General features: G+C 70.3%; 23 protein-coding genes. 18 read left to right on the top strand and 5 right to left on the bottom strand.

From position 1 onward, the window contains the following. Nucleotides 1-58: 58 nt before the first annotated feature. Nucleotides 59-343: a hypothetical protein gene (locus AB0D53_RS34355; protein ID WP_362453166.1), complete on the bottom strand. Its 285-nt coding sequence runs from the start codon at nt 341-343 to the stop codon at nt 59-61. 504 nt (nt 344-847) lie between these two features. Here AB0D53_RS34355 and AB0D53_RS34350 point away from each other — a divergent pair. Then, nucleotides 848-1183 carry a YnfA family protein gene (locus tag AB0D53_RS34350; RefSeq protein WP_329814540.1) on the top strand — a complete coding sequence of 112 codons (336 nt, stop codon included), beginning with the start codon at nt 848-850 and terminating at the stop codon, nt 1181-1183. Nucleotides 1184-1241: 58 nt separating this feature from the next. Continuing rightward, nucleotides 1242-2000: an SDR family NAD(P)-dependent oxidoreductase gene (locus AB0D53_RS34345; protein WP_362453165.1), complete on the top strand. Its 759-nt coding sequence runs from the start codon at nt 1242-1244 to the stop codon at nt 1998-2000. 194 nt (nt 2001-2194) lie between these two features. Here the strand turns inward: AB0D53_RS34345 and AB0D53_RS34340 are convergent, their stop codons facing one another. Further along, nucleotides 2195-3388, bottom strand: coding sequence for an RtcB family protein (locus tag AB0D53_RS34340; RefSeq protein WP_329814538.1), 1194 nt, complete (start codon nt 3386-3388; stop codon nt 2195-2197). Between the two features lie 170 nt (nt 3389-3558). Here AB0D53_RS34340 and AB0D53_RS34335 point away from each other — a divergent pair, with 170 nt between their 5' ends. From AB0D53_RS34335 to AB0D53_RS34325, 3 genes are all read left to right on the top strand, one after another. Beyond that, nucleotides 3559-4467 (top strand): DUF3558 domain-containing protein, encoded by a 909-nt coding sequence (locus AB0D53_RS34335; protein ID WP_362453247.1) that lies wholly within the window; start codon nt 3559-3561, stop codon nt 4465-4467. Between the two features lie 243 nt (nt 4468-4710). Next, nucleotides 4711-5607 (top strand): DUF3558 family protein, encoded by an 897-nt coding sequence (locus tag AB0D53_RS34330; RefSeq protein WP_362453164.1) that lies wholly within the window; start codon nt 4711-4713, stop codon nt 5605-5607. A gap of 208 nt (nt 5608-5815) precedes the next feature. Beyond that, nucleotides 5816-7255: a DUF2637 domain-containing protein gene (locus tag AB0D53_RS34325; RefSeq protein ID WP_362453162.1), complete on the top strand. Its 1440-nt coding sequence runs from the start codon at nt 5816-5818 to the stop codon at nt 7253-7255. A gap of 119 nt (nt 7256-7374) precedes the next feature. Here AB0D53_RS34325 and lysS read toward each other — a convergent pair whose 3' ends face one another. Then, nucleotides 7375-9141, bottom strand: a complete 1767-nt coding sequence (lysS, locus tag AB0D53_RS34320; RefSeq protein ID WP_362453160.1) for a lysine--tRNA ligase — start codon at nt 9139-9141, stop codon at nt 7375-7377. 217 nt (nt 9142-9358) lie between these two features. On the opposite strand from lysS, the gene argS reads away from it, so the two are divergent. Further along, the gene (gene argS / locus AB0D53_RS34315; RefSeq protein ID WP_362453159.1) at nt 9359-11140 is read left to right on the top strand and encodes an arginine--tRNA ligase; all 1782 of its coding nucleotides are present in this window, start codon (nt 9359-9361) and stop codon (nt 11138-11140) included. 56 nt (nt 11141-11196) lie between these two features. Here the strand turns inward: argS and AB0D53_RS34310 are convergent, their stop codons facing one another. Beyond that, nucleotides 11197-12693, bottom strand: coding sequence for a helix-turn-helix transcriptional regulator (locus AB0D53_RS34310; protein ID WP_362453158.1), 1497 nt, complete (start codon nt 12691-12693; stop codon nt 11197-11199). A gap of 315 nt (nt 12694-13008) precedes the next feature. On the opposite strand from AB0D53_RS34310, the gene AB0D53_RS34305 reads away from it, so the two are divergent. The 12 genes from AB0D53_RS34305 (at nt 13009) to AB0D53_RS34250 (ending at nt 23345) form a co-directional block, all read left to right on the top strand. Further along, nucleotides 13009-13740, top strand: a complete 732-nt coding sequence (locus tag AB0D53_RS34305) for a DUF4232 domain-containing protein (RefSeq protein WP_362453157.1) — start codon at nt 13009-13011, stop codon at nt 13738-13740. A 210-nt stretch (nt 13741-13950) separates the two neighbouring features. After that, the gene (locus tag AB0D53_RS34300; RefSeq protein WP_362453156.1) at nt 13951-14403 is read left to right on the top strand and encodes a hypothetical protein; all 453 of its coding nucleotides are present in this window, start codon (nt 13951-13953) and stop codon (nt 14401-14403) included. A gap of 16 nt (nt 14404-14419) precedes the next feature. Next, on the top strand, nt 14420-15061 hold the full coding sequence (locus AB0D53_RS34295) for a LysE family translocator (RefSeq protein ID WP_362453155.1): 642 nt from the start codon (nt 14420-14422) through the stop codon (nt 15059-15061). 90 nt (nt 15062-15151) lie between these two features. After that, nucleotides 15152-15949 carry a HEAT repeat domain-containing protein gene (locus AB0D53_RS34290; RefSeq protein WP_362453153.1) on the top strand — a complete coding sequence of 266 codons (798 nt, stop codon included), beginning with the start codon at nt 15152-15154 and terminating at the stop codon, nt 15947-15949. A 132-nt stretch (nt 15950-16081) separates the two neighbouring features. Then, complete coding sequence (locus tag AB0D53_RS34285) at nt 16082-16867, top strand: helix-turn-helix transcriptional regulator (RefSeq protein ID WP_362453151.1); 786 nt, start codon at nt 16082-16084, stop codon at nt 16865-16867. Continuing rightward, nucleotides 16864-17175: a DUF397 domain-containing protein gene (locus AB0D53_RS34280; RefSeq protein WP_362453149.1), complete on the top strand. Its 312-nt coding sequence runs from the start codon at nt 16864-16866 to the stop codon at nt 17173-17175. The genes AB0D53_RS34285 and AB0D53_RS34280 overlap by 4 nt, the downstream gene beginning before the upstream one ends. A 24-nt stretch (nt 17176-17199) precedes the next feature. Then, entirely contained in the window at nt 17200-17862 is a 663-nt protein-coding gene (locus tag AB0D53_RS34275) for a 1,4-alpha-glucan branching protein (RefSeq protein ID WP_362453147.1), read from the top strand. Nucleotides 17863-17913: 51 nt separating this feature from the next. After that, nucleotides 17914-18705: a DUF4253 domain-containing protein gene (locus AB0D53_RS34270; RefSeq protein WP_362453146.1), complete on the top strand. Its 792-nt coding sequence runs from the start codon at nt 17914-17916 to the stop codon at nt 18703-18705. Nucleotides 18706-18772: 67 nt separating this feature from the next. Continuing rightward, the gene (locus tag AB0D53_RS34265; protein ID WP_362453145.1) at nt 18773-19162 is read left to right on the top strand and encodes a hypothetical protein; all 390 of its coding nucleotides are present in this window, start codon (nt 18773-18775) and stop codon (nt 19160-19162) included. A gap of 25 nt (nt 19163-19187) precedes the next feature. Further along, nucleotides 19188-19655 (top strand): hypothetical protein, encoded by a 468-nt coding sequence (locus tag AB0D53_RS34260; protein ID WP_362453144.1) that lies wholly within the window; start codon nt 19188-19190, stop codon nt 19653-19655. Between the two features lie 252 nt (nt 19656-19907). Further along, the gene (locus AB0D53_RS34255) at nt 19908-21905 is read left to right on the top strand and encodes a transglycosylase domain-containing protein (RefSeq protein ID WP_362453143.1); all 1998 of its coding nucleotides are present in this window, start codon (nt 19908-19910) and stop codon (nt 21903-21905) included. Nucleotides 21906-22070: 165 nt separating this feature from the next. Beyond that, the gene (locus AB0D53_RS34250) at nt 22071-23345 is read left to right on the top strand and encodes a choice-of-anchor A family protein (RefSeq protein WP_362453142.1); all 1275 of its coding nucleotides are present in this window, start codon (nt 22071-22073) and stop codon (nt 23343-23345) included. Nucleotides 23346-23397: 52 nt separating this feature from the next. On the opposite strand, the gene hemB is transcribed toward AB0D53_RS34250, so the two are convergent. Then, nucleotides 23398-24393: a porphobilinogen synthase gene (hemB, locus tag AB0D53_RS34245; protein ID WP_362453141.1), complete on the bottom strand. Its 996-nt coding sequence runs from the start codon at nt 24391-24393 to the stop codon at nt 23398-23400. Nucleotides 24394-24491 lie beyond the last annotated feature (98 nt).

The raw sequence follows: 24491 nt of genomic DNA, 5'->3' as shown, positions 1-24491 counted from the left end.
CGGCTCCGGCCGCGGAACCCGAACCGCCGTCCACGAAGCCCGCATGCCCCACCCGGGCTCAGAACACGTACTCGTCCCCGGTGGCCGGAGCCAGCACCTCGTGGTCGTTGTTCGCGGGGTTCCGGTCGGTCGCGCCGCCGTTCCACAGCGTGTCGACCCGTACGACCACCTCGTCCGGCCGCCCCACGAGCCGCAGATCGAGGGCGAGCCGCCGCTCCTCCGCCCCATCGGCGTGCAGCGCGCCCGTCCGGCACAGCACGGTCCACCGGTCGCTTTGCAGACAGCTCCGCGGAAGCTCCTGCCGCGCGGCGAGCGCCACCGATGTCCGCACGCGCACGGTCACACCCGTGAGGCTCGACGGGCCGTGGTTCTCGGTCCGTACCCGGACCCCGAGCCCCGAACCCCACAGCAGGACATGCCCGTGGTGCGACACATCGGCCTCGGGCGCAAGGGCGGACGAGGCCGCGACGGCCCGGGAAGGCGCAAGAGCGGAGGAAGACACAAGGGCCGGGGAGGGCGCAGAGGACGCAGGGAGCAGAGACACAGAAGGAGCGGCAGCCGCGGTGCCCGCCCCCACCACCACCGTCGAAGCCAGCGCCACTGCCGCAGCCGCAGCCACTGCCACCGCCGCTGGTGCGGCCGGCACCACTGCCGGGGCTTTCGTGGAGAGGGCTCGTGCGACTCCATGCGTCACTACCATGCCCCGAAGATACAGATCGCCCTGAATTATCCGTATTGGCCGACCGGTTCGGCGCGCCCTCACCGCTCGCTCGGCCCTCACGCACCTGCCGCCCGGCCCCGCACTCGGCGCCCATCCGGCCCGTCACCTCGTGAAACGCTGAGCCCCATGTCCATCACCCGCTCCGTCGCCCTGTTCGTCGTCGCCGCGTTCTTCGAGATCGGGGGCGCCTGGCTGGTCTGGCAGGGCGTGCGTGAGCACCGCGGCTGGATCTGGATCGGTGCGGGCGTCATCGCCCTCGGCGCCTACGGTTTCGTCGCCACGCTCCAGCCGGACGGCGAGTTCGGCCGCATCCTCGCCGCGTACGGCGGTGTCTTCGTCGCCGGCTCGATCGCCTGGGGCATGGTGGCCGACAACTACCGCCCCGACCGGTGGGACGTGATCGGCGCCCTGATCTGCCTGGCCGGCATGGCCGTGATCATGTACGCCCCCCGCAACCACTAGGAGGCCCCGCGCCTGCCTATCCTGACCCCGTACCGATCAGCTGTCCGAGGAGTCCGCCATGGCCGCCACCCCGATCGCCGTCGTCACCGGAGCGAGCAGCGGCATCGGTGCCGCGACCGCCCGGCAGCTGGCGGCAGCCGGCTACCGCGTCGTACTGACCGCCCGCCGCAAGGACCGCATCGAGGCGCTCGCCGCCGAGATCAACGAAGCGGGCCACCAGGCAGCGGCCTACGCGCTGGACGTCACCGACCGCGCCGCGGTGGACGAGTTCGCCACCGCGTTCCGTTCCCTCGCCGTCCTCGTCAACAACGCGGGCGGCGCGCTCGGGGCCGACCCCGTCGCCACCGGCGACCCCGCCGACTGGCGCCAGATGTACGAGACGAACGTCATCGGCACGCTCAATGTCACCCAGGCCCTGCTCCCCGCCCTCACCGAGAGCGGCGACGGCACGATCGTGATCCTCTCCTCCACCGCGGGCCTCTCCACCTACGAGGGCGGCGGCGGATACGTGGCTGCCAAGCACGGCGAGCACGTCCTGGCCGAGACCCTCCGCCTGGAGATCGTCGGCACCCCGGTCCGCGTCATCGAGGTCGCCCCCGGCATGGTCAGGACGGAGGAGTTCGCCACCACCCGCTTCCGCGGCGACACCGAGAAGGCCGCCAAGGTCTACGCGGGCGTCGACGCCCCCCTCACCGCCGACGACGTGGCCGACACCATCACCTGGGCCGTCACCCGGCCCAGCCACGTCAACATCGACCTCCTCGTGGTCCGCCCCCGCGCCCAGGCCTCCAACTCCAAGGTCCACCGCACCGGCTGACCGAAGCGATCGGGAGAGCGCGGCCAAGACAGGGCCACCGGGAAAGCAGCCGGGAGAGAGCGGCCGCGAAAAGCCGCGGAAAAGAAGGAAGAGCCCCGGACACACCACCCGCGTCCGAGGCTCTTCCGTCAGCCGTGCGCGACGGCCGGTCAGCAGGCCGTCAACAGGGCCGTAGGCAGGCCCTCGACAGGCCCTCAGCCCTTCACGCACACGATCTGCTTGAGCTTGGCGACGACCTCCACCAGGTCCCGCTGCTGCTCGATGACCTTCTCGATCGGCTTGTACGCGGCCGGGATCTCGTCCACGACGCCGGAGTCCTTGCGGCACTCCACACCCCGCGTCTGGTCCTCCAGGTCGCGCGTCGAGAAGCGCCGCTTCGCCGCGTTCCGGCTCATCTTCCGGCCGGCACCGTGCGAGGCCGAGTTGAACGACTTCTCGTTCCCGAGGCCCTTCACGATGTACGAACCGGTACCCATCGACCCCGGGATGATCCCGAAGTCCCCGGACCCCGCACGGATCGCGCCCTTCCGCGTGACCAGCAGGTCCATGCCCTCGTACCGCTCCTCCGCCACATAGTTGTGGTGGCAGGAGATGACCGGCTCAAAGGTCACCTTGGCCTTCTTGAACTCCTTGCGGACCACGTTCTGGAAGAGCGCCATCATGATGGCGCGGTTGTGCTTCGCGTACTCCTGCGCCCAGAACAGGTCGTTCCGGTACGCCGCCATCTGCGGGGTGTCGGCGATGAACACCGCCAGGTCGCGGTCGATCAGATCCTGGTTGTGCGGCAGCTTCTGCGCCTGTCCGATGTGGAAATCGGCCAGTTCCTTGCCGATGTTCCGCGATCCGGAGTGCAGCATCAGCCAGACCGCACCCGACTCGTCGAGGCAGAACTCGATGAAGTGGTTGCCCGATCCGAGCGTTCCCATCTGCTTCGTGGCCCGCTCCTGACGGAACTTGACCGCATCGGCCACCCCGTCGAACCGTCCCCAGAAGTCGTCCCAGCCCGGCGCCCGGAAGCCGTACAGCTGGTCCGGCGCCACGGCCTCGTCGTGCATGCCGCGCCCCACCGGAATGGCCTGCTCTATCTTCGACCGGAGCCGGGACAGGTCGCCCGGCAGGTCATTGGCCGTCAGCGAGGTCTTCACCGCGGACATTCCGCAGCCGATGTCCACACCGACCGCCGCCGGGCAGACCGCACCATGCATCGCGATCACCGAACCGACCGTCGCCCCCTTGCCGAAGTGGACGTCCGGCATGACGGCGAGGCCCTTGATCCAGGGCAGCGTGGCCACGTTGCGCAGCTGCTGCATCGCGACGTCCTCGACCGAAGCCGGGTCGGCCCACATGCGGATGGGGACCTTCGCCCCCGGCACCTCTACATAAGACATAGTTCCTCGATTCCCCCGAAAAGTCTGAAAGCGCAAAACCGGTGCCAAGGTCGGCAAATATGTCGGCCGACCGGCATTCACAGCGGCGCGTGCGATACACATTGTGTCCACCGGTCGCCATCGAGCGGCAACCGTTTTTCGCACGAAGGGAGCCCAGGGCCGTGCGACGAATGGCCTATGTAACCGGCACCGCGCTGCTGGCAACGCTCGCCGTCGGCTGCAGCGCCGACACCGGAACCGATGGTTCCGCAGGCGACAGCAAGCCCGGCGAGACAGCCGTCGCCGCAGCGGCCCCCGGCAAGTACCAGACCCTTCCCGACCCTTGCCGCGCCGTCGCGACGTCCACACTGAAGGACCTGCTCCCGGGCGCCGCCGAACTCTCCGAGGAACAGCAGAAGAAGGTGTACGAGGGCACCGCCGCCGTCACCTACGACACCGACCGCCGGGTCGGCTGCCGCTGGAAGTCCGAGGACCCCTCCTCCTCGCACACCCTGTCCATCGACTTCGAGCGCGTCGTCTCCTACGACCCCGCGGTGAGCGACGACGACCGCGCCCGCGAGGTGTACGGGAAGAAGGAGACCGCCGCCGGCCTGTCCTCGCCCTCCGAGACCCCCGAGGCCACGGACGACAGCACGAAGAAGGCGGAGGGCACGAAGAAGCCGACGCACCCCGCCGCCTCCGGCACCGTCTCCACCGCCGCCTCTGCCTCCGGCTCCGCCTCGCACGCCCTGGCCGGCCCCTCCCCCGAGACCGGGAACGGGAGCGGTGAGCCGGAGAACACCGACGACGCCGGAAGCACCGGCGGGACCGAGAACACCGACGAAGACCCGGGCGACAACCTCCAGCCGCGTGTCCTCGACGACCTCGGCGACAACGCTTTTCTGAACGATCTGCTCACCCGGGCAGGTTCCACCGCACAGCACCGCACGGTGAGCGTGGTATTCCGCACATCGAACGTCATCGTGACCGTCGACTTCACCGAACAGCCGACCGTCTCCACCATGGTCCCCGACAGCAAGGAACTGCAGGAGAAGGCCCAGGCACTGGCCCGTCAGCTGGTCGACAAGTTCAGCGAATGACCCCGCCCGGGGCGCCCCCGACGGGTGCCGCCCCCGGCCACCGGCTCTCCGGCCGAGGCGGCATCCGGTCGCGGTCCGTCGTACCGTGGCCCTCCGGACAACCCTCCGGAGCAGCTTCCGGGCGACCCTCCGGAACACCGGCCGACCACACCGGCCGACCGCCCGCCGCCCGCACCGGCCGACCCCCGCCGACCGCCCGACCGCCTGGCAGCCCGCCCGCCGCGCCACCCGAGTGAAGGAACCATGCACCGTTCAGCCCCGCGACTCTCCCGCATACTCGCCTGCGCCGCCGTCCCGGTGATGCTCGTCGTCGCCGGCTGCTCGTCGGACTCCGGCGACAAGAAGGAATCGGGCTCGTCCGAGTCGTCCGCATCGGCGAGCGCGACCAAGAAGGCGGAACCGACCGTCGAGCCCGCGAAGTTCTCCGCGCTGCCCGACCCGTGCAAGTCGATCACCAAGAAGACCGTGTCTTCGCTGGTTCCCTCGGCGAAGTCCAAGAACGGCACGGCCGCCACTTCCAGCGACGCCCTGTCCCGCGCCGGCTGCTCCTGGAACGGCCTCGACGACAACGGCGTGAAGGGTTCCCAGTACCGCTGGCTCGATGTCGCCTTCACCCGCTTCGACTCGGACCAGTCCCTGGGCAGCGGCGCCAAGCGCGCCCAGCAGGACTTCGACAAGCAGGTCGCCAAGGCCAAGGCGGCCGACGGTGCCAAGAAGGTCGCCGAGGCGCCCGTCAGCGGCATCGGCGAGCAGGCCACCAAGATCACCTACGACCTCACCAAGACGAGTGAGGACTTCAAGTACGCGACGATCGTGACCCGGACCGAGAACGTCGTCGTCACCCTCACCTACAACGGCGCGGGTTACGCGGGCGCGAAGACCCCCTCCGCCGACGACATCCTCAAGGGCGCCGAGAAGGCGGCCAAGGAAGCGGTGGCCGCCGTCGCCGGCGCGGCGTCGGACAAGCCGTCCGGCTCGACCGCTCCGAGCGGGAAGACCACGGACAAGACGGACAAGGCGGACTCCTCCAAGTCCTCCGCCAAGGACTCCGGCAAGGACTCCGGCAAGGACTCCTCGGGCAGCGGGTCGACGATCAAGAAGACCTCCGCTCACAAGTCGACCGTCAAGAAGACGAGCTAGCGACACCCCTGCCCGAAAGCGGCCCGACGAAGCCCGACGCTCCCCCGAGCGCCGGGCTTCGCCCCTCCCCGCGCAACACGCCGCGTTCCCATGTGCCAGGCTGTGCCCGCCAGAAGTGGCAGCAGGACGCCGAACAGGACGTCGAAGCACGGCGCCGGAAGACGGCGTCGGACACGGGAGAACGGGGAGGGGAACGCGGGTGGCCGCGATGCAGCTGACACGCACCCACCGGATACTCATCGGGCTCGTGGTCGCCGGTGCGGTGCTCATCGCCGGGATCGGATTCGCGGGATCGTACGCGGCGGTGCGCGAGCTCGCCCTCCAGAAGGGCTTCGGGGACTTCTCGCTGGTCTTCCCCATCGGCATCGACGCGGGCATCTGTGTCCTGCTCGCCCTGGACCTGCTGCTGACCTGGCTGCGCATCCCGTTTCCGCTGCTGCGTCAGACCGCCTGGCTGCTGACCGCCGCGACCATCGCCTTCAACGGCGCCGCGGCCTGGCCCGACCCGCTCGGCGTCGGTATGCACGCCGTCATCCCGGTGCTGTTCGTGGTCTCCGTCGAGGCCGCCCGCCATGCCGTGGGGCGGATCGCCGACATCACGGCCGACAAGCACATGGAGGGCGTCCGGCTCACCCGCTGGCTGCTCTCCCCCGTACCGACGTTCCGCCTCTGGCGCCGGATGAAGCTCTGGGAACTCCGGTCCTACGAACAGGTCATCAAGCTCGAACAGGACCGGCTGATCTACCAGGCCCGCCTCCAGGCCCGCTTCGGCCGCAACTGGCGCCGCAAGGCCCCCGTCGAGTCCCTGATGCCGCTGCGCCTGGCGAAGTACGGTGTCCCGCTGGCCGAGACCGCCGGGGCCGGCCTCGCCGCCGCGGGCATCGAACCGGCCCTGCTGCCCCCGGCCCCCGCCCTGCCCCAGGCCGAACCGGCCGGTTCCCAGCCCGAGTTGCCGTACGCCACCGAGCAGCACGGGCACCACCCGCAGGACGGGCACCTCCAGCAGCCGCACGCACCGCAGCAGCAGCAGTACCAGCAGCAGCACGCCCACCCCTCCGACGCCGGACCCGGCGCCGCCTCCGCCTCCGCCTCCGCCGAGGAATGGCCCCAGGAGGGCCCCGGCTCGCACGAGAGCCCGTGGTTCGCGGCGCCCCAGGTGCCGGACGACGCGTACGAGAGCGCCTACAACCCGACCTACGTCGAGGGCCTGGAACCGACCCCGGTGATGGTCCCGTCGGGCCCCGGTGGGCGCACCCGCCCCCTCGGCAACGTGGGCACCATCGGCGCCGTCCCGGGCCCCCGCACCGCGCCCCAGGAGCAGCCCCAGCCCCACGAGCAGCAGCAGCTCCAGGAGCAGGCCCAGGAGCAGATCCAGGAGCCCGAACCGGCCCCCGCCCCCCAGCCGGCCCCGGCCTCCGAACCGGACGAGTGGGCGCAGGAGGACGCGGAGTTCACCGCGATCGCGTACGAGGTGTTCGCCGCGTTCGTGAACCAGCACAACGACTACCCCAGCGTCGACGCCCTGGACATACACGTCACGGACGGCCACAACGTCAGGCACCCGCGCAGCGCGGCGCTGATCCGACGCTTCATGCCGGAGTTCAAGAACCGCTACCACGCCGAGCTCGAAGCGGACCACATCGCCTGAGCCCCGCCCCGTCCCGCATCCGGCAAGGGGCGGCGGCAACGGCGCGAACGACGGAGGGCCGTCACCCGAATCACCGGGTGACGGCCCTCCGCGCACATGGCGCCTACGCGCCGGGCAGCCTACTCATCGAGGAGCCTGCGTACCCGGTCCGCGCCCACGGCCAGCAACAGCGTGGGCAGCCGCGGCCCGGTGTCCCGGCCGACCAGCAGCCGGTACAGCAGCGCGAAGAACGACCGCTGCGCGACCTTCAGCTCGGGCGTCGGCTTGGCGTCCGGCTCCAGGCCCGCCAGGATCTTCGGCACGCCGTAGACGAGCGTGGTGAGCCCGTCCAGCGACCAGTGCGAGTCCAGGCCGTCCAGGAGCAGCCGCAGCGACTGGCGGCCCTGGTCGTCCAGCGAGCCGAGGAGCTCCTTGTCCGGCTCGTCGCGGACGATGGTGCGGGCCTCGGCCGGGACCTGGCTGGTGATCCAGTTCTCGGCGCGGTCGAGACGCGGCCGCGCCTCGTCCAGCGTGGTCAGCGGGTTCTCCGGGTCCAGCTCGCTCAGGATGCGCAGCGTCTGCTCGTCGTGCCCGGCCGTGATGTCGACGACCGACGCGAGCGTGCGGTACGGCAGCGGGCGCGGCGTGCTCGGCAGCTCACCGGCGGCCGTGCCGATGGCCCGCGCGTACGCGGCGGCGTCGGCCGGCAGCACCGAGCCGTCGGCGACCTTGCGCCCCAGCGAGTCCCACTCGTCGTAGAGCCGCTGGATCTCCTGGTCGAAGGCGATCTTGAAGGACTGGTTGGGCCTGCGGCGCGCGTACAGCCAGCGCAGCAGCGGCGCCTCCATGATCTTCAGCGCGTCGGCCGGGGTCGGCACGCCGCCCTTGCTTGAGGACATCTTCGCCATGCCGGAGATCCCGACGAAGGCGTACATCGGGCCGATCGGCTGCACGCCGTCGAAGATCTCCCGGACGACCTGGCCGCCGACGACGAACGAGGAGCCCGGCGAGGAGTGGTCCACCCCGCTCGGCTCGAAGATCACGCCCTCGTACGCCCAGCGCATCGGCCAGTCGACCTTCCAGACCAGCTTGCCGCGGTTGAACTCGCTCAGCCGCACGGTCTCGGCGAAGCCGCAGGCCGTGCAGGTGTAGTTCAGCTCGGTGCTGTCGTCGTCGTACGAGGTGACGGTCGTGAGGTCCTTCTCGCAGTTGCCGCAGTAGGGCTTGTACGGGAAGTAACCGGCCGAACCGCCGCTGCCGTCGTCCTCGCTCGCCGCACCGGAGCCCGCCTCGGCCTCCAGCTCCGCCTCGTCGACCTTCTTCTGCTGCTGCGGCTTCTTGCCGCCCTTGGCGCCCGCCGCGGCCGGGTCCTTCTTCGTCCGGTACCGGTCGAGGACGGCGTCGATGTCGGCGCGGTGCCTCATGGCGTGCAGGATCTGCTCGCGGTAGGCGCCCGCCGTGTACTGCTCGGTCTGGCTGATGCCGTCGTACTCGACGCCCAGCTCGTCCAACGCGTCCGTCATGGCGGCCTTGAAGTGCTCGGCCCAGTTCGGATACGCGGATCCGGCCGGGGCGGGCACCGAGGTCAGCGGCTTACCGATGTGCTCGGCCCAGGACTCGTCGATCCCCGGGACACCGTTCGGGACCTTGCGGTACCGGTCGTAGTCGTCCCACGAGATCAGGTGCCGGACGGTGTACCCGCGGCGGCGGATCTCGTCGGCGACCAGGTGCGGGGTCATGACCTCGCGGAGGTTGCCCAGGTGGATCGGGCCCGACGGGGAGAGGCCGGACGCGACGACGACCGGTTTGCCAGGCGCACGACGCTCCGATTCGGCGATGACATCGTCCGCGAAGCGGGAGACCCAGTCGGCCTCGGTGCTGCTCTGACTCTGAGCCACGGTCTGCACGTCCTTCTCTCTTGTAGGACTCGTAGGAACAAACCCCTGTGGGACTCGCTGGGACTCACAGGGCAGGCCCTGGAAAGGCCCCAGGGGCTCCGCCCATTCTCCCAGGTCCACCGGCGGCGCGAAAACGGCTTACGGCCCGCACGAAGAAAACGGCTTTACCGCCCGTGGAATACTGGGTGTGATCCCTTGTACTCCTACGGAAACGGCAGCCCGTCCCATGCCTGAGCACGGCTCGGTCAATTCCCTCGCTTCCACGCTCCAGCAGCAGCTGGCGGACGCCCTGACGGCAGCTCTGCCGGATGCCGGCACCGCTGACCCGCTGCTGCGCCGAAGCGACCGGGCCGACTTCCAGGCCAACGGCATCCTGGCCCTCGCCAAGAAGCTCAAGGGCAATCCGCGCGAGCTCGCCTCGCAGGTCACGGCCGCGATCCCGGCGGGCGGCCTGATCAAGGAGATCGAGGTCTCCGGCCCCGGCTTCCTCAACATCACGCTCGCCGACCGGGCGATCATCGAGACCCTCGCCGCGCGCGCCGCGGACGACCGGGGCCGGCTCGGTGTGCCGTACAACAGCGCCGCGGGCACCACCGTCATCGACTACGCGCAGCCGAACGTGGCCAAGGAGATGCACGTCGGCCACCTGCGTTCCGCCGTGATCGGTGACGCGATGGTGCAGATCCTGGAGTTCACGGGCGAGTCCGTGGTCCGCAGGCACCACATCGGCGACTGGGGCACCCAGTTCGGCATGCTCATCCAGTACCTGACCGAGCACCCGGGCGAGCTGACCCACGAGGGCGCCGGCGGCGAAGCGGAGGGCGAGGCCGCCATGTCCTCGCTGAACCGGCTCTACAAGGCATCCCGCGCGCTCTTCGACTCCGACGAGGAGTTCAAGGCCCGCTCCCGGGACCGCGTCGTGGCGCTCCAGGCGGGCGACGAGGAGACGCTCGCCCTGTGGCAGCGCTTCGTCGACGAGTCGAAGATCTACTTCTACTCGGTCTTCAACAAGCTCGACATGGAGATCCGGGACGCCGACATCGTCGGCGAGTCCGGCTACAACGACATGCTTGAAGAGACCTGCCGCATCCTTGAGGAGTCGGGCGTCGCCGTCCGCTCCGAGGGCGCGCTCTGCGTCTTCTTCGATGACGTGAAGGGCCCGGACGGCAACCCGGTGCCGCTGATCGTCAAGAAGTCGAACGGCGGTTACGGCTACGCGGCGACGGACCTCTCCGCGATCCGTGACCGGGTCCAGAACCTCAAGGCGAACACCCTGCTGTACGTCGTGGACGCCCGGCAGGCCCTGCACTTCAAGATGGTCTTCGAGACCGCCCGTCGGGCCGGCTGGCTGAACGAGGACGTCAAGGCCGTGCAGCTCGCCTTCGGCACGGTGCTCGGCAAGGACGGCAAGCCGTTCAAGACCCGTGAGGGCGAGACGGTCCGGCTCCAGGACCTGCTCGACGAGGCGATCGACCGGGCGTCGGCCGTCGTGCGCGAGAAGGCCAAGGACCTCACCGAGGACGAGATCACCGAGCGTGCCACGCAGGTCGGCATCGGCGCGGTGAAGTACGCGGACCTGTCGACGTCGGCCGCCCGCGACTACAAGTTCGACCTGGACCAGATGGTCTCGCTGACCGGCGACACCAGCGTGTACATCCAGTACGCGCACGCCCGGTCCCGGTCCATCAAGCGCAAGGCGGGCGAGCTGGAGTCCCGGCCCCGCCCGGAGCTGGAGCTGGCCCCGGCCGAGCGCGCGCTGGCCCTGCACCTGGACCAGTTCGCCGAAGTCGTGGCCGAGGTCGCCGCCGCGTACGAGCCGCACAAGCTGGCCTCGTACCTCTACCAGCTGTCGTCGCTCTTCACGACGTTCTACGACCAGTGCCCGGTGCTCAAGCCCGAGGTGCCGGGCGATGTGGCCGAGAACCGCCTCTTCCTCTCGGACCTCACCGCCCGCACCCTGCACCGGGGCATGGAGCTGCTCGGCATCCGGACCCCCGAGCGCCTCTGACCGGGACGCCGGTCAGTCCGTACACACCGGCCCGGTGGCCGTGACCACGAGGGACGCTAGTCCCACTCCTTGGTCACCCACTGGGCCGTGTCGTACCGGTACATGTACTTCGGCCGTGTCTGGATGCTGCTGGTACGGAACGGCTTCCCGCCGTCGTCGATGCGCAGCGTCCCCTTCCGTCCGCCGCTGTTCCAGTCCAGCTCCAGGTACCAGCTGACGTCGTGCCCTTCGACGTGGGCGTTGAGGTCGAACACCTCCACATCGGTGGAGGACACCTGGAACGGGAAGTTCTTCGGCGGCACCCGCACGTCCCCCTGCTTCCCCGCCACCGGGGTGAGGGTCGGCTGGCCGTCGTCGAGGTCGATGTCGAAGGACTGCGGTGTGACGCCGCTCCCGCAGCCCTCGCCCATCGAGTACGCCGACCACGCCAGCGGCGCCTTCCGGGACAGCGTCCGTACGTGCAGTCCGCTCAGCACGACGGCCTGCCCCGACTTCCCTTGCACGGTGAGTTCGATGAGCATCTGCCCGCCGTCCACCCCGCCGAGCGCCCTGGCCCAGCCGCGGGTGTCCTGGGGCGAGGGCGGCGGAGGCACGTCCTCCGGCTTCTGGTCCAGAACGTAGTGCTGGTCGCAGGGCGCGTCCCAGTTGTACGAGCTGATGGTGGCGCTCAGCGGCACGCCCCCGCTCCGCTGCCCATCCGAACCGGCTCCCGTGCCGTGCTTCCCGGACGTGGCGGAGGCGCCGCCGGACGGCGGTGACGGGACGGTCGCCGAGCGGGACGGTACGGGCTTGCCCGACTTCTTGGCGCTCGGCGAGGCGGTGGCGCTCGCGTCGTCGCCGGACCCGGCGAGCTCGGGCTCGTCCGGGCCCTTCGCGTCCACGGCGGGGGCGTTGCTGAAGTCGCCCTTGTCCTTACCCGACAGATTGCTGATGACGATCGAGGTCGGCACGGTCAGCGCGACGACTGCGACGGCCGCGAGCAGCACGCGCGTCCGCGTGGAGGCCAGGAACCGCCGGGGCCGGCTCGCTCCGCCGGCCAGGATCGTGGGTTCGGTCTCGGTCTCGGGTTCGGGTTCGGGCGTGCGCTCGGACGCGTCGCCACCGCCCCCGGGACCAGAACCGGTCCCGGTCCCGGGACCACGAGCCGCCTCCTGCTCCGTCTCCGGACCCGGGTCGAAAGCCTTGTCCGAAACCGCGTCCGGCACCGGCTCCGCGGAATCAGCAGCAGGAACGGGAACAGCCTCAGGAACAACCGCGGGAGCAGCCACGGGAGCAGTCGTCGCGGGAGCAGTCGCGGGAGGGCGCCGCCGGGCCGCATCCGCCACGATCCACCGCCGGTGCAGCTCCACCAGCTCCTCCGGGGCCGCCCCGCACAACCGCGCCAGGCGTTCCACCGGGGCGTACTCGCTCGGCACCGCGTCACCGTTGCAGTACCGGTGGAGCGTCGATGTGCTGACGTGCAGTCTTCCGGCGAGAACCCCGTAGCTGCGCCCCGAACGGTCCTTCAGTTCCTTCAGCAGAGCCGCGAAATCTCCGGCCTCCGGCGTCGCCACCTCGGCGTTCCCCCTCCTGGTCCGTCCCGGAACGCCGTTCCAGGGACGTGGAATCTGCCCAGGTCACAGTACGCGCAGGCATTCCAGCTTCCCCAATGGGCTGTTCGGCGTTGCGGCCGGAATCCACCGCCCCGCAATCTGGGAACACACCGCAGCGACCACCGGGACAACGCAGTGCGACTCCACTTCCGCGTCGAGCTCGTCGACGCAGTGGCCATAGGAGTGGTGATCGTGTCCACCGCGATCGTCATGGTCCTGATCTGCCACAACTGACCGACCGACATCACCGGCCCACACACGGGGAGTACCACCACCATGCGCAACCACATCCGCACCACCGCCCTCGCCGCCACCGCCCTCCTGGCCGCCCTCTCGCTCACCGCCTGCGGCGGCGGCGACAGCGCGAACGACGGGAAGGCAGGCGCGGCGGCCCCGGCGGCGAACGCCACCACCACCGACACGGGCAAGGACGCCAAGGACGCCGGGGGCACCAAGGACGCCAAGGAGACCGACAGCGGCACGGCCCAGGCCCCCGCCGAGAACACCTCCACCACCTCCAAGAGCTCCAGCGCCGGCAGCAGCAGCGGGAAGAGCAGCGCCGGCGCCACCGGAAGGGGCGGCAAGACCCCCGTCACCTGCACCGGCTCGAACACCAAGGTCACCATCAGCAAGGTGAGCCGCCCCATCAACCACCTGCTGCTCACGGCGACCAACACCGGCTCCGTGCCCTGCTACGCGTACTACGCGCCGGCGCTCCGCTTCGACGACGCCCAGGCCGCCTTCCCGGTCCTCCGCGACAGCATCCCGCAGGCCGTGGTCACCCTTGCGCCGGGCCAGTCCGCGTACGCCTCCATCGGGCTGTCGGGTGAGTCCGACGGGCAGGAACTGCACAAGAGCAAGCACCTCACGGTGTACTTCACCGGCAAGGCCAACCAGGGCTCCACGGGCGTCCCCGCCGAGCTGATGCTCCCCGCGGGCACCACCTGGGGAGACAACGGTTTCGTCACCTACTGGCAGAGCGAGATGTCCGACGCCCTCATGTACTGATCCGCTGCACGGACCGCCGGCTGTCCGGCGCAGTCCTTGCCGCTCTCGTCGGAGAACCGCCCCGAGGGGCGCTGCCCCGGGGGCCGGCCCGACCGGCCGGTCCCCGGGGCCCGGCGGTACTCGCGGACCTCGTGATCCGGCGTGGCCGGCACGCCTTGGAGTCCGCATTCGTCATCGCGCTGAACGGCATTCGACCCACGGGAGCACCACATGGACCGGACCCGACTGAAGTCGCTGGGTCCTCTGGTGTCCGCGCTCGCGCTCGCGGCCTTCCTGCCGGTCCTCGCAGCGCTGTGGGTCGGTGACGGCGTGCAGAAACTGCTCACCGGCGACTCCGCCACCGTGTACAGCGTCACCCAATGCGTGCAGGGCGACGGCCAGTTGGCCCGTGCCCACTGCGACGGCACATGGGCCTTCGCGGACGGCCGTACGGCCTCCGGCGAGATCACCGGCGCCCGGGTGGAAGCCGGTGACACGATCTTCGCGGGCGACGGATGGGCGTACGACTCCACGTCCCCGCTCCACTGGCGGATCTGGACCCCGGTCGCGCTCGTCATCGCCGGAACCGCCGCTCTGACGGCCTCCTGGCTGAACCACCGCGAGGCCCGCGAGGCCTCGGCCCTGGCCTCGGTCCCGGCCCTGGCCTCCGCCTCCGTCAACTGACGTAAGCTGGCCTTCCATGGTTATAAGCACCGCTCTGTGGTCCTTCGCCCTGGTTGTGGGGCTGCTCACGCTGACCCCCGGACTCGACACCGCTCTGATCCTGCGGACCTCGGCCCTCGGCCGGCGCAGAAGAGCCTGGGGCGTCGTCCTCGGAATCCAGACCGGCACCCTGCTCTGGGGTGCGCTCACCTCCCTCGGCGTGACCGCGCTCCTCACCGCCTCCCACCTCGCCTACACGGCCCTGCGCTGGGCCGGCGCCGCCTACCTGGTCTGGCTGGGCGTCCGCATGCTCCGGGACACCCTCCGGGGACGCCGTTCCGCACCGGACACGAGCGAGTCCGCACCACTCGCCGGTACGGACTCGGTACGCGGCGGCTGGCGGCAGGGAACGCTCACCAACCTCCTCAACCCGAAGATGGGCGCCTTCTACGTAGCCGTCCTGCCCCAGTTCATCCCCGCCGGCGCCGACCACTTCGTCATGGGCCTCCTGCTCACCGCGGTGCACATCCTCATCGGCCTGGTCTGGTCGGCCGCCCTCATCGGCTTCGCCCGCGTCCTGCACGGCTGGCTCCGCAGGCCCCGGGCCCGCCTCCTGCTCGACCGGATCACCGGAACCGTCATCGCGGCCTTCGGTGTCCGGCTGGCCCTCGGCGACTGAACCCCCGTCCCGACTGAACCCCCGTTCCAACTGAACCCCCGTTCCGGCCGGGCCGCCGGAACGGGAACGAAAGGCCCTAGCATCGGCCGCATGGCGATGTTCGTGCACCTGACACCCTCGGCGAACGCGGCGCGCGTACGCCGTTCCGGAATACGGGCCGTCAGCCACGGCCGCGACGCCTCACTGCCACGGGGCCTCTACTGCTTCCCCGTCCTCCCCTCGTACACCCTCACCCACCAATGGCTGCGCGAGCTGGCCAGGCGCGGCGGCCCGCGTGGGCTCGTCGCCGTGCACATCCGCCTGCCGGACGACGAACCCGTCACCGTGGGCCGCTACCACCGCGACCCCGTGACCGTCACGGCCGCCGAAGCCGTACGCCGTGTCACCGCCCTGCCCGACCCGCGCGGCTGGGAGGTCTTCGTCCCCCGGCCCGTCACCCGGCGCGAGGTGCACCGCATCCGCGCGGTCAGCCAGGTCACCGGCTGGCGGTACTTCCCCGACTCGAACGGCAAGGTGCCCTGCACCTGCTTCGGCTGCCGGGTACGCGGCGAATACGGCTCGCAGCGCCTGCGGCAACGCCGACCGCACCCGCTCGACGGCCCTCCCCCCGCCTCCGCGGTCCTCGTGCGCCGGATCGCCGCGGCGGGCAGCCCCGGAGACCCCGAACAGCTCATCGAGACCCTCCACTGGTTCGGGATGCGCCGACGCGGACCGGTCGACCAGCTGGCCCACCTCGCGGACCACCCGGACCCCAGGGTCCGCAGGGCCCTCGTATGGGCCGTCGAGAACTGGTCGAGCCCGGCCGCCGCTGAACTCCTCCACCGCCTCGCCCAGGACCCGGACGCGACGGTCCGGGAGGCCGTCGAGTCCAGCGCACCCGAGGACTGAGGCCCCCTGCTCCGACCGGACTCGAACCCGTACAGATTTCTTGTACGGGTCGTGCGCGCGTGACGCGCGCGTGCACGTGGAAGTTCGCTCGGTATGCACCCCGGAAAGCGGAAGCGCAAGAACGCGTCGGCAATGAAACTCGTGGGAAAACTGGTCGCCGTCTTCCGCAGGGCGGCGGGCCTGACCCAGACCCGACTCGCCGAGCTGGTGGGCCACCAGGTGGAGACGATCGCCTCCATCGAGCAGGGCAGACGGGCGCTGCTGCCCGACCTCGCCGCCAAGTTGGACGAACGGCTGGACACCAAGGGCGCGTTGGCGATGGCAGTGGCGAACATGCCGGACATCGACCTGATCCCGGCCTGGGCGGAGGAGTACGTGGAGCTGGAGCGGGAGGCGCTGGCGCTGTCCTGGTACGACAACCAGGTCATGCCGGGTCTCCTCCAGACGGACCGCTACGCCGAGGCGGTGTTCCGCAACCGGGTCCCGGCCTTCAGCGAGGAGAAGGTGGCCGGCCAGACGAAATCCCGTTTGAAGCGCCAGGAGATCCTTCACCGGCCGTCACCCCCGACCATCAGCTTCGTGGTGTGGAAGCCGGTCCTGATGCTCCAACTCCTCGACGACGAAGGGCACGCAGAGCAACTCGACCACCTGCGGAGATGCGCCGCACTCCCCGGCATCTGCCTCCAGGTCCTCCAGCTGGCCCACCGCACCCATGCCGGGCTGAACGGCCCCTTCATCCTGCTGGAGACGCCGGACTTCCAGCGCGTCGCCTACTCCGAGACACAGCGCGGCAGCCTGCTCGTCCCCGACCCCGACGAGGTCAGCATCCTCTCCCAGAAATATGCGATGCTGCGAGCCCAGGCCCTCAGCCCCGAAGACACCGTGGGCCTGCTGGACCGTCTGCTGGGAGAGCGATGAACACAGCACGCAAGTGGTTCAAGTCCAGCTACAGCGGCGACGAGGGCGGGCAGTGCCTCGAAGTGGCCTACGAATGGCGCAAGTCGAGCTACAGCGGTGACGAGGGCGGCGCCTGCCTCGAAGTCGCCTACGAATGGCGCAAGTCGAGCCACAGCGGCAGCGAAGGCGGCGCGTGCGTCGAGATCGCCGCCCACCCCGCCGCCATCCACATCCGCGACTCCAAGGACCCCGACGGCCCCGTCCTCACCGTCGCCCCCACCACCTGGACGGCCTTCGCCGGCTTCGCCGCCGACCGGCAATTCGCCTGAACCCACCGGAGGGATCCCACCGCCATGGCTGTCATCCACCGCACCACTCTGACGCCCACCAAGCTGGAACTCCTCGCCACCTGGCTGCCCGCACAGCCCTGGTACCGGGGCACGGGGCAGCAGCCCGAACCGGCCCGGACCGGCGGGTTCCGGCTGGACGACCCGAAGGGCGAGGTGGGCATCGAGATCATGGTGGTCACCGACACGTCGGGGGACCGACCGGTCACGTACCAGGTGCTGTTCAGCTACCGCGGCGCACCGCTCGCGGGCGCCGACGACGCGCTCATCGGCACGACCGAGCACGGCGTACTGGGGCAGCGCTGGGTGTACGACGGAGCGCACGACCCGGTCGTCGTGGCCCAGTTGTTCGCGCTCCTCGCCGGCGAGGCGGAGCCGCAGATGCAGAGCACGAGCGACACCCCGGACCCGTCCGTCACCGCCCGTCTCGACGCATCGGGCATCACTGCGGAGCTCGTCTCCTTCACCGCCGCCAACAGCACGGACGGCACGGACATCCTGGTCACGACGGCACCCGACGGACGCGAACTGGCCCTCCGCCTCAACCGCGTGCTCCGGCCCGGACAGAACGCCGACGGCCAGGCGCTCGGCCACGTCACCGCGCCCGCGCCACTGCCCGACGGCACTCCGGCGCCCACCGAGTTCATCGTCGTCCACGCACACCCGTAGCCGGACCGCACTGCCCGGCCGGTTGTCAGTGGCCGGGCCTACAGTTTGGTCATGGCGACGCTCCCGAACCCGCTCCCGTCCCTGGCCACGTCAGGGCTCCAACTCCCGCCCGGCTCAATGGTGGACGCCACGATCGACGGCACCTGGCACGAGCCGTTGCTCTGGTGTGCCGACGAGTCCGCCACCCACGGCACTTGGCGCACACTGCGCGCGGCCGGGCGGGCGGTCGGCCTGCTTCCCGTACTGATCGACGGCGGACGGCGCGCGGAGTGGCCCGAGGACTGGGACCTGACCCCGGACAGCACCTCGTACCCCGGCGATCACGACGCCGAGGAAGTGCTCAGCGAGTACTGGGAGGACTGCGCGCCCGAGGAGCTCGACGCCACCGAGGGCGACTGGCCGGGCCTGGCCCCCGTCCCGGCCGCCGAGGGGCAGGACACCCCCGACGACCTGGCGGCCGCGATCGCCGAGGAGTGCGTCGGCCCGGACGGCTGGTACCCCGGCTCGCGGGCGGCGCTCGTCCCGGCCCGGCGCAGCGCGGACATACCGGCGGCGATCGGCTGGTCCGGCCCGCTCAACTACGAGGAGGACACGGCCCGGCTCAGCGCCGTGCTCCGCTCCTGGGAGGACCGCTTCGGCATACGGGTCGTGGTGCTGGGCTTCGACACCCTGATGGTCTCGGTCGGCCGGCCGCCCACCACCCTCGCGGAGGCCCGCGCGGTGGCCGCCGAGCACTTCGCGTTCTGCCCGGACAACATCGAACAGAACCCGCCGTACGACCTGGACGTCTACGCGGAGAAGATGGTGCTGGGACAGGAGACCTGGTCCTTCTGGTGGGACTGAGCCGACTCGGAGGCCCTAGGTACGGCAACTCATGTGCCGTACCGGGGGCCCGGGTTGAATCGCACGCATGCCCGACAACATCACGGACGACAACCCCGACAACCCCGACAGCCCCGACAGCTCTGGCGGCTCCGACGGCCCCCGGCACACCTGGGTCGCCTCGCTGATCTCCACGGTCGTCACGCTCCCGCTCGCGTTCTTCGCCCTGGTGTACAGCATGCTCTCGCCCATGGCCTGCGACTCCTGCTCGGACGCGGATGCCGACCGCTTCGACGCCAGTTTCGGTCCGGCCTGGACGGTCTCCTGCTGCGGCCTGCTGCTGTCCCTGGTCATCCTGGTGGCGAGCTGGGTGTGCACCAGGCGCAGGCCGCCGGCCGCGATCGGCTTCGCCGTGGCCGCACCCGCCACCGTGTTCTTCACCTGGGTCGCCTTCATGACCCTGATCAACTGGCCCTGAGCCTTCGAGCGAAGGATCACCACCCATGAACCCCGAGCCGGCCCCGGACCACGCCACCCGCGCTGCCCGCGCCACCCGGGCAGACCACCTCGCCCGTCTCGTCGAGGAGTTCCGCACCCTGCCGGCCGACAGCGACAGAAAACGCGAGATCATCGCCGAACTGGACGGCGACGCGGCCGCGCAGCCGTTTCTCGTCTCGGTGGTCGCCGACGCGGGCGAGTACGACCTCGCCCGCACCGAGGCCGCCACGGTCCTTCGCCTGTGGCCCCCGGCCGAGCCCGAACTGCGCCACCGCGCGGGCAGGGCCCTGCTGGCGGCGCTGAACGACCCCGAGGAGGATCTGGTGCGCCAGTACGCGGCGATGGCGCTCGGCCCCTACGCCTCGGACGACCCGGCGGTCACCGAGGCCCTGATCGCCGCCGGAGGGTCCGAGGAGGACCCCCTCGTCCAAGCCTGCGCGAGATCCGCCCTGGAAGAGGCGGGCCTCGCCTGAGCGCGCCCGGAACCCACGCCCGGTCGCCGTGACCGGCGCGACCGGCGCGACCGGCGCGACCGGCGCGACCGGCGCGACCGGCGCGACCGGCGACAAAGTCGGGTATCAGGGACTGTTCCTCCGGAAAGACGGCCCGGTACGCGTTCACCATTCGAGCCGGACGGGTCCCGGGACAACCTGATCGCGATCCGGAACATCCTCTCTCACAAGCCCCGCGCCACCGGTACGGGACGGTGAACGAGGAGCTGGAGCATGGCCCGAAGCCCCATCCGCCCCATCCGTGCGATCCGCGCGATCCGCCTTCGCGGACTCGGCATCGACTACCCCCGCCGCGGGAAACGTACTTGGCGCCGCTGGATACCTTCGTGGCGGCAGATGCTGAGCGGGGTCGTACTCGGACTCGTCGCGCTGGCCGGCCTGTTCGCCGTGGTGTACGCGTCCGTCGACATCCCGAACGAGAACGACGAGGCGCGCAGGCAGGGCACCGTCTACTACTGGGCGGACGGCAGCCAGTTGGTGAGCGTGGGCGCGGTCAACCGGCAGAACGTCACGCTCGCCGACATACCCCGATCGGTGCAGAACGCGGTGATCGCCGCCGAGAACGAGACCTTCTACTCCGACCCGGGAGTATCGGCAACGGGCATCGCCCGCGCGGCCGTGAGCATCGTCGCGGGCGGCGAGACCCAGGGCGGCTCCACCATCACCCAGCAGTATGTGAAGAACACCTATCTCAGCCAGGAGCAGTCGGCCACCCGGAAGTTCAAGGAATTCTTCATCTCGCTGAAGCTGAACAACAAGCAGAGCAAGAAGGAGATCCTCCAGGGGTACCTGAACACCAGTTGGTTCGGCCGCGGCGCCTACGGCATCCAGGCAGCGGCGAACGCGTACTACGGAATCCCGGCGAAGGACCTCGATCCCGGTCAGGCGGCACTGCTCGCCTCCCTGCTCAAGGGAGCGGAGCAGTACGACCCCGCGGGCGGCAAGGGCAACCACGAACGCGCCGTCGACCGCTGGGAGTGGATCCTCGACCGGCAGGTGGAGATCGGGACGATGACGAAGGCCGAGCGGGCCGCGTACCAGAAGTTCCCCGAGCCGAAGCCGGCCACGAAGCCGACCAGCCTCGGCGGCCAGACCGGCTATCTCGTCGACATCGCCAACAAGTACATCAAGAAGCGTTCAGGCCTCACCGACAAGGACCTCTTCCAGGGCGGCTACCGGGTGCACACCACCTTCGACAGGGCCAGGGTGGGGCAGTTGGAGCGGGCCGTGCGAAGTGTGCGCAAGCGCGACCTCGACCCCGAGAAGCGTTCCGAGGACAAGTACGTCGAGGTCGGCGCCGCATCCGTGCGGGCCGACGGGGCCGTGGTCGCGGTGTACGGCGGAGCCGACGCGGTCACCCATTTCGCCAACAACGCCGACACCGCGGGGGTCCCCGTCGGCTCGGCCTTCAAGCCCTTCGTGCTGGCCGCAGCGCTCCAGCACGGCGACGGGGTCTCCCTGGACAGCGGCTACGACAGTGGGGGGCGGCTGATCAAGGACGGTCCGTACACGGCACAACCCACCCCGTCGGGTGCCGGTCCCGGCCGGGTGACGGTCACGGCGCCGACGTCCCTGCGCGATGCGCTGATCAAGTCGTCCAACGCCACTTTCACGCTGCTCGGCAAGGACATCGGGCTGAAGAAGGTGAAGGAACTGGCGGTATCGGCCGGACTGCACAAGGAGAGCCTGGCCCGTCTGGACAAGTCCTTCCCTCTCGGCACGTCCACACCGAGCGCGGTCAGGATGGCGGACGCGTACACCGCCTTCAGCAACGAAGGCATGAGGGCCGATCCCTACTCGGTGACCGGGATGACCCGGGACGGCGAGGCGGTCGAGGGCTTCGAGAAGCCCGAGCCGCGACGCGCGATGGACGCCTCGGTGGCCAACGATGTGAACAGCACCCTGGGGATGGTGGCCTGGACACGGCTGGGCCGGGACGGGAAGTTCGGCACGTTCGCCACGACCAAGGCGGCCGACGACCTCTCGGCGGGTGCGACCGGCGAGGACGACCGGATGAAGTCGGCCTGGTTCATCGGCCACACCGAAGGGGTGACCACGGCCGTCACGATGTTCCGCAACAAGCCGGGCACCCCTCAACTGCTGGGAATGCAGGGGGTGGGCGGGCCCGATTCGGGACGCGGCAACGTCTTCCCGCTCCGGATCTGGAACGCCTACGTCACGGGGGAAGCAGACCCACGAACCAGGGGCTGACAACGGCCTGGGGCCAGGAAACGACAGCGGCATGGGACCGGAACCGGCAAACGGACAGAGCAGCACTCTGCGCATTGGTCTTGACCAATATCCTATTGTGTGAAGAACTTGGCCGTAGCCGCCACGGAATCTTTACAAGCACCTCCGCTGGAGAGACACGCCCCCATGCGCATATCCGCAACCGCCGCCGCGTCCGCAGTACTCGGCGGAGCCCTCGTCCTCGGCCTCACGGCCGTCCCCGCCGCACAGGCCACGCCCGCCGCCGACACCACGGGCTGCACCACCGACGCCTTCGGAATCGCCGGAAAGTACGGCGAGTTCGTCCTCGGTGACGACGTCCACACCCCCGACGCGGAAGGCGCGGTGGCCGTAGGTGGCAACGCCGACTTCCGCGGCGGCTTCAGCGCCGCCAACGAACTGACGGCTGCGGAGGTCGACGCCCTGCCCGGCCGGGCCTCCCTCGTCGTCCGCGGCGACCTGCTCAACGGCAGTTCCGTCACCGCGGTGATGAAGGGCAACGCGGTCGTCGGCGGCAAGGTCAGCGACCGCGCCCTCGAAATGCACTCCGGCACCTTCAGCAAGAACGCCGGACTGATCGACTTCGACGCCGAGTTCACCAAGCTCCGGTCCTACTCCACCGCACTGGCGAAGGAACCCGCGACCACCGGCACCGAAGTGGAACTGACCGGCAGCAAGCTCACCCTGGAGGGCGGGAACACCACCCGCAACATCTTCGAGGTGACGGCCGAACAGCTCGAAGGCGCCAAGGACATCTACCTCAAGGTCCCGGCCGGCGCCACCGCGGTCGTCAACGTCAGCGGCACGACGTACGACATGGCCAAGGCCGGAACCACCGGCTTCTTCCTCTCCGGCGGCCAGGACTACGTACTGGACGACAAGCTCCAGAGCGCCTCCGACGGCAAGGTCCGCGCCCGCCTGCTGTGGAACTTCCCCGACGCCACCGCGGTCACCAAGAGCAGCCAGGCCGCCTGGCCCGGCAGCGTGCTGGCCCCCAGGGCACACCTGGAGCTGGGCACCGGCGCCCCCGTCAACGGCTCGGTCTGGGTCGCCTCGCTGCACGGCTCGGGCGGCGCGGAGACGCACCACTTCCCCTTCACCGGCTGCCTTCCGGAGACCGGCGAGACCCCGCCCCCGGCCACCCCGACCCCGGGCAACACCCCCGGGACCACCCCGCCGGTGACCGGCACGCCCTCCACCCCGGCAAGCACACCGCCGGCGAGCGGCACCCCGTCCGACAGCCCGTCCGAGTCCGCACCGGCCACCCCGGCCCCGTCGCAGAGCACGCCCGGCGGCAAGGACGGCGACCTGGCCTCGACCGGCAGCAGCGGCACCATCCCGCTGGCCATCGGCACCGTCGTGGTGCTCGCCGCGGGCGCCGGCCTGACCGTGGCGGCCCGCCGCCGCTCCAAGCGGGCCTGACCCACCGGGTGCCCGTGGGAACCCCGCACGCGCGGGGTTCCCACGGGGACCGTCAGCGCAGCAGCCGCTGCCCGACCTCCGTCGCCCAGTACGTCAGGATCATCTGCGCACCCGCGCGCCGGATCCCGGTCAGGCTCTCCAGAATGGCCGCGTCCCGGTCGATCCAGCCCTTCTCGGCGGCGGCCTCGATCATCGCGTACTCGCCGCTGATCTGGTACGCCGCGACCGGCACGTCCACCGAGTCGGCGACCTTCGCGAGGATGTCGAGGTACGGACCGGCCGGCTTGACCATGACCATGTCGGCGCCCTCTTCGAGGTCGAGCGCCAGCTCGCGCAGCGACTCACGGGCATTCGCCGGGTCCTGCTGGTACGTCTTGCGGTCGCCCTGGAGCGAGGAGCCGACGGCCTCGCGGAACGGCCCGAAGAACGCCGAGGAGTACTTCACGGTGTACGCGAGGATCGAGACGTCCTCGTGGCCCGTCTGGTCGAGCGCGTCCCGGATGACACCGACCTGGCCGTCCATCATGCCGCTCGGGCCCACCACATGGGCGCCCGCGTCGGCCTGGACCTGGGCCATCTCGGCGTACCGCTCCAGCGTCGCGTCGTTGTCGACCCGGCCGTCCTCGGTCAGCACACCGCAGTGGCCGTGGTCGGTGTACTCGTCCAGGCACAGGTCCGACATGATGACGAGATCGTCACCGACCTCGGCGCGCACCGCGCGCAGAGCGACCTGGAGAATGCCGTCCGGGTCGGTGCCCGCCGTGCCCCGGGCGTCCTTCTTCTCGTCCGCGGGGACGCCGAAGAGCATGATTCCGGAGACCCCGGCCGACACCGCGTCGACGGCGGCCTTCCGCAGGGTGTCCAGGGTGTGCTGCTGCACGCCGGGCATGGCCGAGATGGCGACCGGGGCGTCGATGCCCTCGCGCACGAACGCGGGCAGGATCAGATTCGCCGCATCGAGCCGTGTCTCGGCGACCATCCGCCGCATCGTCGGGGTGGTCCGCAGCCGCCGGGGGCGGGAGCCGGGGAAGTTTCCGTACACAGTCATCCTTCGAGATTAGACCCGCACACATCACCGTCTTACCGACACCTGTGCCGGAAAGAGGACGGGCGCAGGACGGGGAGAAGGACGGGAAAAAAGAGCCA

The sequence above is a fragment of the Streptomyces sp. NPDC048295 genome, from assembly GCF_040652135.1.
Taxonomy (GTDB): Bacteria; Actinomycetota; Actinomycetes; order Streptomycetales; family Streptomycetaceae; genus Streptomyces.
This window is presented reverse-complemented; position numbering and strand designations above follow the sequence as displayed.

Bases quoted from the DNA above. Each gene is read 5' to 3' on its own strand.
- AB0D53_RS34335 (WP_362453247.1), top strand. From the start codon at position 3,559: ATGGCCTATGTAACCGGCACCGCGCTGCTGGCAACGCTCGCCGTCGGC.
- AB0D53_RS34300 (WP_362453156.1), top strand. From the start codon at position 13,951: ATGGACCGGACCCGACTGAAGTCGCTGGGTCCTCTGGTGTCCGCGCTC.
- AB0D53_RS34255 (WP_362453143.1), top strand. From the start codon at position 19,908: ATGGCCCGAAGCCCCATCCGCCCCATCCGTGCGATCCGCGCGATCCGC.
- AB0D53_RS34250 (WP_362453142.1), top strand. From the start codon at position 22,071: ATGCGCATATCCGCAACCGCCGCCGCGTCCGCAGTACTCGGCGGAGCC.
- hemB (WP_362453141.1), bottom strand. From the start codon at position 24,393: ATGACTGTGTACGGAAACTTCCCCGGCTCCCGCCCCCGGCGGCTGCGG.
- AB0D53_RS34295 (WP_362453155.1), top strand. From the start codon at position 14,420: ATGGTTATAAGCACCGCTCTGTGGTCCTTCGCCCTGGTTGTGGGGCTG.
- argS (WP_362453159.1), top strand. From the start codon at position 9,359: ATGCCTGAGCACGGCTCGGTCAATTCCCTCGCTTCCACGCTCCAGCAG.
- AB0D53_RS34280 (WP_362453149.1), top strand. From the start codon at position 16,864: ATGAACACAGCACGCAAGTGGTTCAAGTCCAGCTACAGCGGCGACGAG.
- AB0D53_RS34285 (WP_362453151.1), top strand. From the start codon at position 16,082: ATGAAACTCGTGGGAAAACTGGTCGCCGTCTTCCGCAGGGCGGCGGGC.
- AB0D53_RS34290 (WP_362453153.1), top strand. From the start codon at position 15,152: ATGGCGATGTTCGTGCACCTGACACCCTCGGCGAACGCGGCGCGCGTA.
- AB0D53_RS34265 (WP_362453145.1), top strand. From the start codon at position 18,773: ATGCCCGACAACATCACGGACGACAACCCCGACAACCCCGACAGCCCC.
- AB0D53_RS34340 (WP_329814538.1), bottom strand. From the start codon at position 3,388: ATGTCTTATGTAGAGGTGCCGGGGGCGAAGGTCCCCATCCGCATGTGG.
- AB0D53_RS34270 (WP_362453146.1), top strand. From the start codon at position 17,914: ATGGCGACGCTCCCGAACCCGCTCCCGTCCCTGGCCACGTCAGGGCTC.
- AB0D53_RS34275 (WP_362453147.1), top strand. From the start codon at position 17,200: ATGGCTGTCATCCACCGCACCACTCTGACGCCCACCAAGCTGGAACTC.
- AB0D53_RS34325 (WP_362453162.1), top strand. From the start codon at position 5,816: ATGCAGCTGACACGCACCCACCGGATACTCATCGGGCTCGTGGTCGCC.
- AB0D53_RS34350 (WP_329814540.1), top strand. From the start codon at position 848: ATGTCCATCACCCGCTCCGTCGCCCTGTTCGTCGTCGCCGCGTTCTTC.
- AB0D53_RS34345 (WP_362453165.1), top strand. From the start codon at position 1,242: ATGGCCGCCACCCCGATCGCCGTCGTCACCGGAGCGAGCAGCGGCATC.
- AB0D53_RS34330 (WP_362453164.1), top strand. From the start codon at position 4,711: ATGCACCGTTCAGCCCCGCGACTCTCCCGCATACTCGCCTGCGCCGCC.
- AB0D53_RS34305 (WP_362453157.1), top strand. From the start codon at position 13,009: ATGCGCAACCACATCCGCACCACCGCCCTCGCCGCCACCGCCCTCCTG.
- AB0D53_RS34260 (WP_362453144.1), top strand. From the start codon at position 19,188: ATGAACCCCGAGCCGGCCCCGGACCACGCCACCCGCGCTGCCCGCGCC.